At 36.0% G+C, this 13035-nt stretch carries 9 protein-coding genes and 1 pseudogene; 2 read left to right on the top strand and 8 right to left on the bottom strand.

All coding sequences use genetic code 11. From position 1 onward, the window contains the following. Nucleotides 1-174 precede the first annotated feature (174 nt). Nucleotides 175-1170: a restriction endonuclease gene (locus JUE95_RS07295; RefSeq protein ID WP_203650311.1), complete on the bottom strand. Its 996-nt coding sequence runs from the start codon at nt 1168-1170 to the stop codon at nt 175-177. 85 nt (nt 1171-1255) lie between these two features. Beyond that, nucleotides 1256-1819 (bottom strand): annotated as a pseudogene (locus JUE95_RS07290) (restriction endonuclease subunit S); the annotation flags it as partial. Between the two features lie 59 nt (nt 1820-1878). Here JUE95_RS07290 and JUE95_RS07285 point away from each other — a divergent pair. After that, the gene (locus tag JUE95_RS07285) at nt 1879-2391 is read left to right on the top strand and encodes a restriction endonuclease subunit S (protein ID WP_203650364.1); all 513 of its coding nucleotides are present in this window, start codon (nt 1879-1881) and stop codon (nt 2389-2391) included. Nucleotides 2392-2435: 44 nt separating this feature from the next. Here JUE95_RS07285 and JUE95_RS07280 read toward each other — a convergent pair whose 3' ends face one another. The 6 genes from JUE95_RS07280 to JUE95_RS07255 form a co-directional block, all read right to left on the bottom strand. Next, on the bottom strand, nt 2436-3353 hold the full coding sequence (locus JUE95_RS07280; protein ID WP_203650310.1) for a site-specific integrase: 918 nt from the start codon (nt 3351-3353) through the stop codon (nt 2436-2438). Nucleotides 3354-3494: 141 nt separating this feature from the next. After that, nucleotides 3495-4667, bottom strand: a complete 1173-nt coding sequence (locus tag JUE95_RS07275) for a restriction endonuclease subunit S (protein WP_203650308.1) — start codon at nt 4665-4667, stop codon at nt 3495-3497. Continuing rightward, on the bottom strand, nt 4664-6259 hold the full coding sequence (locus JUE95_RS07270; RefSeq protein WP_203650306.1) for a type I restriction-modification system subunit M: 1596 nt from the start codon (nt 6257-6259) through the stop codon (nt 4664-4666). Before JUE95_RS07270 ends, JUE95_RS07275 begins: the two co-directional genes overlap by 4 nt. A gap of 18 nt (nt 6260-6277) precedes the next feature. Beyond that, on the bottom strand, nt 6278-9151 hold the full coding sequence (locus JUE95_RS07265; RefSeq protein ID WP_203650305.1) for a type I restriction endonuclease subunit R: 2874 nt from the start codon (nt 9149-9151) through the stop codon (nt 6278-6280). Between the two features lie 154 nt (nt 9152-9305). Continuing rightward, nucleotides 9306-10658: a 5-methylcytosine restriction system specificity protein McrC gene (locus JUE95_RS07260; protein WP_203650304.1), complete on the bottom strand. Its 1353-nt coding sequence runs from the start codon at nt 10656-10658 to the stop codon at nt 9306-9308. Nucleotides 10659-10668: 10 nt separating this feature from the next. Further along, complete coding sequence (locus JUE95_RS07255; protein WP_203650303.1) at nt 10669-12144, bottom strand: McrB family protein; 1476 nt, start codon at nt 12142-12144, stop codon at nt 10669-10671. A gap of 373 nt (nt 12145-12517) precedes the next feature. On the opposite strand from JUE95_RS07255, the gene JUE95_RS07250 reads away from it, so the two are divergent. Continuing rightward, nucleotides 12518-13033 carry a hypothetical protein gene (locus tag JUE95_RS07250; protein WP_203650302.1) on the top strand — a complete coding sequence of 172 codons (516 nt, stop codon included), beginning with the start codon at nt 12518-12520 and terminating at the stop codon, nt 13031-13033. Nucleotides 13034-13035 lie beyond the last annotated feature (2 nt).

The raw sequence follows: 13035 nt of genomic DNA, 5'->3' as shown, positions 1-13035 counted from the left end.
TATATCACAGTATATTGGAGGATGCTTTGATTCTTTTGAAAGCTAATTTGTTTTGACTACAAAAAGAAAGCAGCTAGTTCTTATTACAAACTAAATTCTTTCTTAATACGCTGATTAGCATAACTTATAATTCAAATAGCGGATTCTTATTAGTTTGACCCTTTAAATGCCCCCTTACAATTCATCCGAATCGAAGTAGTCTTCGTCCACAGTAAACAAGTCAAAATGATGTTTAACTTCCACACCAACACGATATTGGAGCATGAGATTAGTGAGTTTCAATCCATCAATTAAAACAATTGAAAAGCTCTTAGCAGTTTGAATTGCTTGCTTTGAAAAACTAGACGTGGTGATAAACACGCCTCGATCAGCATGTAGCCGATTCAAAGCCCCAAAAAACTGTTCAATACCCGGCCGCTGAACGATATTATTTGCTTGATATCTTTTGGCCTGTAAATAAACGGTACTTGTTCCTAACGGGTCTTGATTGATAACACCATCAATCCCTCCATCATGACTCTGTGGAGTAACAATTGCATTACCATTAACGCCTTGATATCCCATTTTAACTAATAAATCCACCACTAAATGTTCAAAAAACTTGGGTTCTGCTTCACGAATTCTATTTAACAAGTCGTCTGCCACCTGAGTATTATAATTTTCAATTTGCTTCTCGATCTCGTTAACAATAACAGTGGATTCACTGGTCCCATGTAATTCTTCTGATTTAGATTCTGTATCATCGTTTAAAGCGTTGGATTCTTTTGCTTTTTTTCGCTCTTTAACCTCTTTTTGATGTGCGATGTATTGGGGCTGACTATGAATTATTTTTGCATCTAGTTTATAGCCATATTGTTCAAAAAGCTCTTTACCTAATTCCGTAACTTTATATATACCCCGACGTGGCCTAACAAATACCCCAGAAGAAGCACCCTCTGAAAGTGCCCAACTTACACGATCAATGATAATATTATTATCAGGAAATTTTTCGTAAGTTAGATTTCTTAGTTCTTTTGGAAGATTTAACGCATCTGCCACGGCTATTTCCAATTCTTTAACACGCCAATCTTCCTTTTGCAATCCAATGTCTATAGTTGGAGCTACTAAACCATCCCAAGAAGGTAATCCATATTTTGACATTTTTAGTTGATGATAATCTATATTAGTCATAATTCCGCCAACCAATCTTTGTATATTCTATACATACTCTATCACAATAAGCGTCATTCAAATCTAAGTATGCTAGTATTTTGCATCAGGATCTTCCATTAGTTTTTTCTAAATATGATTCATTTAAGCCAACTTCTCTGTAAAATAGCTTTCGTTGATGATGAACGATAGTTTCTTCTATGTTTGAAATGGATAATGAAATCTTCTGTTGCTCATTTTTACGAGGAAAAATAAGTTTAATTTGTTTTAAATCATTATTGTGTAAATGTACTATGGAAGCACCTTGAGCTCTTTTTACCATCTCAGCTTTTTGTTGACCATTTGAAATCGTTAAAGCTAAGAATTCTGAATCAATTTTCTCATTCGGATAAATAATGTTAATATCACCACCAAGTATAATGCCTGGCTTCCTAACGACTGAGGCTCTAGAAATATCTTCAGCAGTTTCTCCCGAAGCAGGCACGATAACCTCATCCCCTATGCTATAAATACCTTCTGAATTGCCATTAACATAGGTGTCTACATCTTTAATAACAGTTTCATAGTTGGTATACATTCTGCCATACAGAATTATGGACTTTCCTTTCGGAGTTAAATCGGACTTTGAAAATCCTGATCCTTTAGCAAAACGAGCTAGTGTAGATAACTTACGCTGTTCCCAAACGTAATCTCAAAAACCCAGTACTGAAAAGTTGAAAGTATGAAGAAATTTTTTCTTTCGTCTGGGAACAGCGTAAGTTGGGTGATATAAGTGATTCATATTCAGGCGGAACTCCATCAATCAGTAGAAGAGAATATTACGGAGGAACTATTCCATTCATTAGATCAGCTGAAATAGGTCAAGATCATACAGAATTGTACCTTACGGAAGAAGGTTTAAATAATTCGTCAGCAAAAAATGTTGAAGTTGGAGATTTACTATACGCTTTATATGGGGCAACGAGCGGTGAGGTTGGTATATCGCAAATAAAAGGAGCTATCAATCAAGCAATTTTGGTAATTAAGCCTAAGAAAAATTATAATACGCAATTTATTGGGCAGTGGCTAGGCTTTCAAAAAACACATATTATAAGTAAATATCTACAAGGCGGGCAAGGTAACCTATCTGGTTCGATTGTAAAAAGACTTGAAATTAAATTTCCAAGTTTTGATGAACAAAATAAAATTAGTTTATTGACAGAATTAATAGATAACTCTATCGCTCATCATCAACGATATTAAAAAAATCATGGATCCAGTATCATCCATGATTTATAACCTTCTTCTTATATTAAGCTGGCTAGATGTTTCATAATTTTATCATTATCCTGATTCTCTAGCTCTTGTATTATGTGTAAATACGTGTGTTGAGTGGTCGTCATATCTGAATGTCCAAGTCTTCGAGCTACTGATGCAATACTCACACCAGCATACAGTAACAATGATGCATGCGTGTGGCGAAGTCCATGAACAGAGATTACTGGTATCTTTGCTCTTTTACACAATCTCTCCAAATAATGATTAACTGTATCGTTATATACTTTTCTTTGAACAAATATTGGCTTATCGTCAGGTAAATCTCTAGTTAATTGTGAAAACTGAATGACTGTTTGCCAATCCAACTGAACTTTTCTAACTGATGATTTATTTTTTGTCGGGGCAAAACCGCCCTTATCTGACTTGTAATCCCATGTCTTATTAACATTTAAATACTGATGAGCAAAATCAAAATCACTCGGTGTCAGCGCAAGTGCTTCTGCAAAACGTAATCCGGTTTTAGAGATTAGAAGGAGAAAATAATCCCAATTGACACCCTCATCTAATCTCAGTATATTTAACAGACTCTGCATTTCATGCTGATTCAAAAATTTTATTTTATGCTGACGCTGCTGAACGCCCTTTATAGTCGCTTTTCGCGTTGGATCCCGACTAATTAAATTATCCTCAAGTGCATCCACTAAGGCACTTTTTACATGTCGATGGAAATCCATAACAGTTTGCCTTTCGTGACTTTCCGCATAATCATTTAATAATTGTTGATATGTTAGTCGTGTTATATCAGCTAGGTATAAATCCGGAGCTAAACTCACAAGTTGTCTGTGTGTCATTTCATATTTCTGATAAGTAACTGGTCGTACTGCATCCTTCTTATAAAGTTGAATCCATTGAAAAAAATATTCATGTAATCTCAATTCTTGTGCCATATTGACACCTCCATACAAAAAATTAGACAATCTCAAGATTATCTAATTAATTGATACAGAATTATTTATATTTTGACTAGTATTATCACTTAATCTATTCCGCTGAACATATGCGTAATGGTTGCCCTATACCATTTTCAATTAAACAAACAAGTTTTGTAGAAACCACTTTTTAAGTTGCTTAAGCTGATCAAGCTTTTTCTGATGATGAGCGATAAGCTGGTCTAGTTTATCTAATAAAGTCGCAGAGTTACACTGTTCTGTTTTATTTGGAGCATAAACTTTAATTTGGGATAAAGGCTTAAATTTCAGATTCCAAGTATCTGATGTTAACCCTTGTGAATTAATCTGAAATTTATGAATCATATCAACTGTCTTGAACATATATCCAAAAAATAAGGAACAGGTCTCTTGTCGAGGAATCAATACCGTGTACGCAGGGCTTACAATTCCGTGATATTTAGAGACTCCACTTGCGCCTTGCCACATCCGCATAGAATTGTATGCAATATCGTTCACTTCTACTACTTTATAATTTGATCTATCCTTACTTGAATTATCTTTTCGATCTAAAGATTTTGCTTCAACAATTCCTGAATTAATTGTGACCGAAAGAAGTTCACCATTTTGAGATCGTTCTTTTCGTTCCCGAAAATATGAGTCTAACTTACGCTGTTCCCAAGGATCAGCGAAGCCTTTAAAACGCCACTCTTGATCAAAAATTTTTTGAAGAAATAATTTTTTTAACTGTTGCAAACTTTCAAGCTTTTTCTGATGATGAGCGATAATGGAATCAATTATTTTAAAGAACTGTGCAATTTTATCTTGCTCTTTCTTTAAAGGGATCATTAGCTCATACTGACACAATATTTTGTAATAGAGACGAGTACGCGTACCACCCTTTTTTTGCTGCATAGAAAAGTATAAAAATTTTGGCGATGAGTTTAAATGTTGGATAATAAAATCAACATTTGCCATAGAGTTAGTCGTAAACACAGGATATTCACGACTAACTTCAACAGAACTTCCAAATGTATTCTTATTAAAATGAAAGATTGAATCATCCGACATGTGCCGGTACGTAACAAAATTCGGCGGAACAATATGGAAGCTCACGCTCTCATCAATTCCTACTCTTTCCCCTTCAAAATATTCACTTTGCAAAAAAAGCCCTTTTCTGGAAGAAGTTGCAATTGGATAGTTACTGCCTAAAACTAACTCTGTATGCTCTTTAAGAACACTACCTAACTTACGCTGTTCCCAAGCATCCGTAAATCCTTTAAATCGCACATTTGGCGTTATTTTATTACTCATTTACCAAACAGCTCCTTAATTTTCGTAAGCTGCTGTTGAGCGTCAGCATTTTGGCCCACTAAATCACCTAACATATCACTAAACTCAGCTTCTAACTGATCAATTTCAGAATCTGTCTTCTTCATATCATCCACCAATTTATCAACGTCAACAGGTGGCTCTTTTTCAAAAGTATCTACATATCGTGGAATATTGAGGTTAAATTCATTTTCAACAATTTCATCATAAGTCGCTTTATGAGCATACTTGTCAATGTTTTCCCGTTTAGCGTAAGTGTCAACGATTTTTTGTACCTGTTCATCGGTCAGATTGTTTTGATTCTTTCCTTTTTCAAAATCATTAGACGCATCAATAAAGAAAATATCTTTATTTTGTCGATTCTTCTTAAAAACAAGGATTGCTGTTGGAATAGATGTACCATAAAACAAATTAGCCGGCAAGCCAATGACAGCATCTAAAACATTATCCGTCTCAATCATATACTGACGAATTTTGCCTTCACCCGCGCCTCTAAAGAGCACACCATGGGGTAAGACAACCGCCATAGTTCCATCCGTCGAAAGGTGATATAACATATGCTCAACAAACGCAAAGTCAGCTTTTGACTTTGGCGCTGTTTTACCATACTTACGAAAGCGCTCATCTTCCAACTTTCCCTCAGGATTCCATTTAGCCGAATAAGGTGGATTTGCAACTACTGCATCAAAAACTTTGTTATCAAAATGGTCATCTTCTAAAGTATCACCATTGTAAACATCAAATCGACTGTAATTCACACCATGCATTAGTAAATTCATTCTGGCTAAATTATAAGTTGTACCATTTAATTCCTGCCCATAATAAGAACCAATTTTAGCCGAGTTCCCTACACGTAATAGTAAAGACCCAGACCCCATTGTCGGATCATAGACTGTTTTTAATTTATTCTTTTCAAGTGTGACAATTTTAGCTAAAATCTTTGATACTTGTTGCGGTGTATAGAATTCACCAGCCTTCTTACCAGCGTTGGCTGCAAATTGGCCAATTAAGTATTCATACGCATCACCCAGTACGTCAATTTGCAAATCACTGACGCCAAATGGAATATCCGCTAAATTCAACATGACTTTTGCCATGAGATCTCCACGCTGTGCAGGATTCGAACCTAATCGATTAGAGGAAAGATCCATATCGGCGAACAAACCTCTGAAGTCATCTTCCGACTCGCGACCAATCGTTGAATTCTCGACCTCATTAACCGCCATTTGTAACTTTTCAATATCAAACTTACCTGATTCGATGTCTTTGACTAATGAGCTATAAAGATATTTGGGTTCAATAAAGAATCCTAATGTTTGCGTAACATCGTCTTTGAGTTCCGGACCAATTTCATCATCCGCATACGCCTGTTCAAAGGTTAATTCATCATTTGCCAATTGCTTGTTAACGTAATCTTCAACCCGACCAGATAAGAAACGATAGAAGATTAGTCCAAGCATATAGTTACGATACTCACTTGCATCCATGTTTCCACGCAAATCATTTGCAATTGCCCAAAGCCGCTTTTGCAAATCTGCCTGTTGCTGCGCTTGTTCAATATGTGTTTCTGACATTAAGATAATTCTCCTATTCTATGACAACACGAATTTTTTCAATGCTTTAGTGACAAACGTTTTAACTCGGTTTTTAACTGTACGTTTCTCCATGAACTTCAATCCATTTGCATTTAAAGCATCATTAAGCGCCTTGGTATTTGCGTGCTCACCGTAAAAGTTGATGTCATCCATTTCCTTCTTAATAACCTCTTCCGGAAGGTGGACTTCTTCAGAAAAATTCTTAACAGATTCCTCTCGCTTCCTAATAAGGAATTGGTTAAGCTCGTTACCGACATTGTCCTCCGGATCCAACTTAGGAACAATTTCTTCTAGGAACGCTTGAAGTAAGTCCGATTTTAATCGTAAATCTGGATCAGTGGCGTTCACCAGCATCTTTTTTATCCGACGGGTATCTTTCACACATTGATCATCATCCTTAAGATTGATCGCGTGAATCAGATTCACAATATAACCCACATCAATAGTGTCAGCAGCAATTAGTTCAATCTCAAAATCAATATCATCTAGTATTGATGAAGGATCAGAATCTTTTCTACCTTCAATTATTTTTTGATAAGCAACCGCATATTTGCTTCTGTATGACTCCATATCCTGATGGGTGAAATCCACCATTTTACTAAAATCAAATTCATCATAAACGCGTATTTTATTATAAATCCGAAGAATCTCTCGAAAAGCCAACACAAATTTTTGCAGGGCCTCATCACCCAAGTCGTGAAGGCCATCTACGCTTTGAGGAGTAGGCGAGATTTCTCTCAACTCCTTCACAGCGTCGTCAAATTGCCCTTGTAATTCATTATAGCTTGGAACAAAAAGGGATTCTGAAGATCCAGCTGAAAACAGTCTCACAGCATTATCTGTATCTTGCTTCATATTTCGATAAGCTAAGATATTTCCGAATGGTTTAGAGTCTAATTCTATTCGATTGGTTCTAGAAAATGCTTGGATTAAATTATGCCATTGCAATTTCTTATCAATGTACAGCGTAGACAATTTAGGTGAATCAAACCCCGTTAAAAACATATTAACAACGATTAAAATGTCAATGTTATTTTCTGGTGTCTGATAATTAAACTGCTTCATTCGTCGCGAAACGTCATTGAAATAGTCTTTGAATTTTTCAGTGCTGAAGTTTGTTTCAAACATTTGATTGTAATCTTTAATGACACTTTCAAGACCATGACGAGACGTCAACGTTTCCTTTTTATCTTGCTTTTGTTCATTATCTTTTTCATTTGCTTCCCAGGTAAAGATAGTTGTAACGTGCAGCTGATGCTCTGGGTCCAGTTTCTTAAACAGGTCGTAATACTTCAAAGCTACCCGAGTACTAGGAACCGCTAAAATAGCATTGTAATGTCGATTATGGGTTATCTGACCGTGGTTTAATAAAATATGTTGAACAATCATCTTTAGTCTATCGTCAGCTTCCATAACCTCTTTTTTATCAATACCTGAAACCATCTCATCCCCATCTTTAAAAACATCTTTGCCATGAATGGTATTTAAATATTGCATGGAAAAGCCTAAAACATTCCGATCCCTAATTGCATCTTTAATCAAATATTGATGTAAGCACTCATCATAAAGCGTTTCGGTTGTACGACCATCTTGACCAACATTCTCCGCAAAAATTGGCGTACCAGTGAACCCAATATGCTGAGCATTTTTAAACCATCGATTAATACTCTTTCTCATCTCGCCAAATTGACTACGATGAGCTTCATCTTCAATGAATACCACTTTGACGTCGTGGTAAGGTGTCAATAGGTCTTTATACCGATCATTCTGAATAGCATAATTAAGCTTTTGTATTGTCGTAACTATTAACGGGTTACTTTTACTTTGCAGCTGTTCAACCAGCATCTTGGTACTATCAATACGATCTAAAGCCCGGTCTTCTCCCTTTAATTGAGGAAGGTAGGCGTTAAAATTATCCGCTGTCTGGGTATCTAAGTCAGACCGATCAATCAAAAAAATAACTTTTTTAGCATCTGTTTTTTGCGCAATAAGTTGACTAGCTTTAAAAGCAGTAATTGTTTTTCCGGACCCAGTAGTATGCCAAATATACCCATTCTCACCTGGATGATTCTGCACCCGATCAATAATTGCTTCTACTGCGTATACTTGATATGGCCGCATAATTAAAATCCGCTGATCGTCACTATCAAAAATAGTGTATCGAGCAATTAAGCTATGCAGTCTTTTGCGATCGAAAAAGGAAGCCGAAAAAGCATTGATTTCATTTAACCAATGATTCTTCTTATCCGTCCAATAAAACATGAAATTAGAATTTAATTTACCGTCATTATTAGCAAAATACCGAGTATCTTCACCGTTTGAAATGACAAATATTTGAATAAATCTAAACAACTGACGGAAAGATTCATTACGATAGCGAATAATTTGATTGAAAGCTTGTGGCAATTCCACGCCACGCCGTTTTAATTCAACTTGGACAATTGGCAAACCGTTGATTAGGATAGTCACATCATACCGATTAGTGTACTTTGCATTAACTGTAATCTGATGCGCAACTTCAAATTTATTATTCTTAAAATTTGTACCGTCAAAGAATTCTAAATATACTTCCGAATTATCATCTCGGGTAATAACAATTTTGCCTTGAGGTTGATAATCTGAACCCCTTAATAACTGAGCCATTTGATAAATCGTCTTTGATCCAGCCAATTCATTTAAAACTCTAGCAAATTCTGTGTCTGTTAGTTTTTTCTCTCTTAAACGATCACGATTACGTTCATTAAGAACATCTCTGAAGTGAGCAATAACTGCCTTTTCGTCTCGCAACTTGATAGTCTCGTAACCAAGTGCATTCAATCGCTTCATAAGTTGATCTTCAAGTTCGGCCTCGGATTGATATTCTCTGGTCATTTTCCTCAAACCCTTTGATTTTAAATTATAGATATACCGTTTAACTAATTATGATGACACTTAAATTTACTCAAACTGCGTTTCTTCAATTTTAAGGTTTAAATAATGGCCATGCAACTAATTAAATATATTAAAGAATTTCCAAGCATATCCACTAATTCTTCTCGTTGTGAGCTTCAATAATTTTCTCAAAAAATATCCGTATTCTATTCTCATAGTTTCTAGCGTGTCGCCAATTCAGTGGAACCCCCAGCACACCAATGGTAATTCGATCATACTGTGATATTTCTTCTACAACTTCATCACCATCAACTGGCGCCATAATAATTGCAATTCGAGCATCGATTAAACTCGTATACGCAATAGTTTGATGAATATCAAACCGTATTCTCTCTTGCTGACTTTTATGATCATCACCGAAACGATTATAAAAGTAAGATTTATATTTAGCGTCTAATACTATCTTATGACCAGCAAATTCAACAATTATATCAGGTTCAAGATACCTTGGCATTAGTTGAGAAACCTGGTGGCTATAATGCGGCATTAGCGTATGAACAATCCTAGTGTTGTTGAATACTTGATTGACTGTATGAGCAAGTAATTTTTGAACGTATCGCTCAAACAACGTCGAGAAATCAATTCGCCAGCTATATTCTCGCTTTGACTGTTGCTGAATAAATGCATTTAGCACTCTTTTTAACTGCTGAACATCCACACCTTCACGCTTCTGAATGCGAAAGGGTTCCAATTCATGCTTTACACTGCTGCTAAGACTAACCTGGTGCTGTAAGAAAGCCACATTTTCCATGCAATTTTGTTTAACTCGGTTAGGTGTCAACCGACTATTAATAATCTGAATTGCTTCAGAAAGAACATTTAAAGCACGTTCGAATTCAGAGTGGTTTTGAGTCATCACATTAACGTTTGCTGGAAATAATAATCTTTTCTGAGGATCTGCCGATTGTTTAGAATACTGAGTCCAGTCTACATTACCAACTGGTCGTTCGAGTTGTTTATGTTCGTTATTAAACATCTGCCAGCCGCGTGATTTCACAACAGCAACCATATGATTAATTACCTCTTGAGCTACTAAATATCGCGGTGTAGGCGTACCTTCAGAGCGGGTTAATTTTAATCTAGCATCCGTTTCTGGAGTTAAATTAACACCAGCAAAATCGGCCAGTTCGCTCATCCACGCAAAACAGTTCGTTTCGTGAACACCATATCGTGGCCTGATGATTAGATCCGTAATGGCTTTCCCTTTACCACCCTGCGGCATTCTTAATGGAACTGCGCCAACATAGCCATTAGTTATCAGATGTAAGTCACCATTTACTTGATGGGCGTCAATACCTAAATACAAGAAAGCTTCTCGATTTAACTCAATAAAGGTCGCCTGATCATCTTGTGGCGTCCTGCGGTCAATCATTCTTTTAGGGAGATGGTAAACATAGTCTGTAAAGGTTGAAATCTCAACTATAGAAACATGAAAATCTTTACCCAAGATAATCCTCCTAAATAAACAACGTTTGATTTAATTCATCAACAAAGTATTGATTCAAGGCATCCTTGGCCTGCGTCATTAAACCATTCTCAAGGTATTCACAAATAAGCGGAAGAAGTTCATATTCCAATCGATCTTTCATCAAAGCCCCTGCATTTTTTGAATCAGTTAAGTAATATGCTTGTCCTGGCTCCAACATCAGTTCCTCACTAGTTGCATATGTTTGAAAAATGCGATCCATTGCTTCAAACTGCTTTGAATGAAAGGTTTGATGACCAACTGAATTAAGAGAATGTGGGTACATTGTATACCAAGCAAATCGGCGTCTTAAAGCAAAATCAACAACTGCCAAGGATCGATCAGCTGTATTCATTGTTGCAATTACATATAAATTTGTGGGAAGAACTTTAATCTTAATTGGTTTTTGTGGATCGCCGAGTTCCACGTTCCGCCTTTGCTGACCAGTTTGTTTTTCAAACAAATAGAAAGCCTCGCCCAACACATTACTTAAATTAGCTCGGTTAATTTCATCAATCATCAGCAGGACCTTGTGATCACTATCTTTCTGTGCTGCACGAATTGCTTTCAATAGCGGTCCTTCAAAATATTGATAGCTTAATTGTCCGTCAGCATTAGTAACAGGTTTATAACCACCTACAAAATCCGAGTAAGTTGTCTCGGCATGGAACTGAGTAAAAAAGGGCTCATAATTTTTGCTTAATTCACTCATTAAGTAAGTTTTTCCGGTACCGGGTGCCCCTTGAAGAACAACGTATTGACGATGATCCAATAATCTTTGAACATACCCAGACATATCTTGCGTTTTAGTAGGATCTTTATGGAGTGCACTAATAAATTTATCAGCTTCTTTAATCTCACCCTTATTTGATGACCATTGTCGTAATTGAGCATAAATAGCCACAACAGCTTTAAAAATAAGCCAAAAATCTTCTTGATTATCAGATTGATCTTGAGCTTCTTCGTTTAATCCTGGCTTTTTAACGAATACAACAAATAAATCTTGTGCATGAGAGTCAATATCGTCTTCTTTGTATTCTTTTTCAAGATCCTTTAGTTGTCGCTTAGACGTATCATCACCGTAATCTAAGGAACAAAACGACTTAATATCAGCATTATTAGCCTTCGAATAATTAATAATGTCTTTTTGTAAGTTAAGAAAACGCCGTCGAGTTCCTGGCAATGTTGCTAATTGATAATCATCTCCAAAACCATCATTTCCGATATCTAGTGAAATTCGATAATGATTTTCTCCCGGATTAACTTTAACTGATAGTCCTGAATAACGACCACTAACTGTCTGATCACTGCGAATAAAGGATATAAAACCGAAACCTTTTTCTCCTTTATTTAAGTTTTCACTTACATTTTTACGAGTAATGAATAGTTTTTGACCAGATCGATCTTTACCGCCAACCTTCATTAGAATCGTTTCTAATTCTCCTACGAATGTTTCCTTTAAAGACATATTTATTGCCCCTCTATAGTTAGTAGTGTAATTATATTATGAAACTACAGGCAGATGTCGATTATCCTAAAAGATTATTAAATATCTTTAAGCTAAAAGTTTGAGACATAACCCGCAATATCTTACATTTTTCCTTGTGAAAAAGTTGCTCGTATTCTCCGAATTCAGATAAACATTACATACCTATCCTATAAGTATTCTCTTAGTATTGCTAAAAGAATAGCATTTAAAGACTATAATAAAATACTAATTTTCAAATAATAACCGCTAAAAAGCCTAAATTTTATTATTCATTTCTTCACATGAAGGTCTATAATGAGGGTTGCAACATTGTTAATAATCTAACTAATAAATTATCTCTGGAGGGTCCACATTGAAATCGTCGAAAACACTTAAAGGCATTCTGTTAGCTATCGTCACTTGTTCATTTATCGGAGGAATCAGCTTGATCTCACCAGCAAAGTCAACCTCTGCTGAAGCTAATCCCGTTAAAGTTATTTCTTACTCTAAGGTTAATCGTCCTAAACAATATCAAGCTTTGGATGGCAATGTTTACAGTAACGCAAAACTCACCAACAAAGTTTATGATGCCAGCAACTTCCAAACCACGGCTTTGTCAGTAACGAAGTCCGCCACAGTTCAAAACCAGCAGGGCAAAAAAGCCGTCTATTACTACATCTCCAATGACTCTAAAACTATGGGTGGCTGGATTTGGAGTGGACACTTGTCCGCAGTGAAAACCCCGTCTCAAGAAAAGGCCAATGTTAACGCCATGCTTGGGACTATCAACAAAGCCAACAAAAAATCTCACCATGTCAATATGAACGTGGTGAATCATAAAGTTGGTTCAGACGGTAATTTTGTTGGCATGGGCTACACAAAGTTATAATT

The sequence above is a fragment of the Secundilactobacillus yichangensis genome, from assembly GCF_016861565.1.
GTDB classification, from domain to species: Bacteria; Bacillota; Bacilli; order Lactobacillales; family Lactobacillaceae; genus Secundilactobacillus; species Secundilactobacillus yichangensis.
The sequence above is the reverse complement of the archived record's forward strand: the minus strand, read 5'-3'. Positions and strand labels throughout refer to the sequence as shown.

Bases quoted from the DNA above. Each gene is read 5' to 3' on its own strand.
- JUE95_RS07265 (WP_203650305.1), bottom strand. From the start codon at position 9,151: ATGACCAGAGAATATCAATCCGAGGCCGAACTTGAAGATCAACTTATG.
- JUE95_RS07275 (WP_203650308.1), bottom strand. From the start codon at position 4,667: ATGAGTAATAAAATAACGCCAAATGTGCGATTTAAAGGATTTACGGAT.
- JUE95_RS07280 (WP_203650310.1), bottom strand. From the start codon at position 3,353: ATGGCACAAGAATTGAGATTACATGAATATTTTTTTCAATGGATTCAA.
- JUE95_RS07295 (WP_203650311.1), bottom strand. From the start codon at position 1,170: ATGACTAATATAGATTATCATCAACTAAAAATGTCAAAATATGGATTA.
- JUE95_RS07255 (WP_203650303.1), bottom strand. From the start codon at position 12,144: ATGTCTTTAAAGGAAACATTCGTAGGAGAATTAGAAACGATTCTAATG.
- JUE95_RS07270 (WP_203650306.1), bottom strand. From the start codon at position 6,259: ATGTCAGAAACACATATTGAACAAGCGCAGCAACAGGCAGATTTGCAA.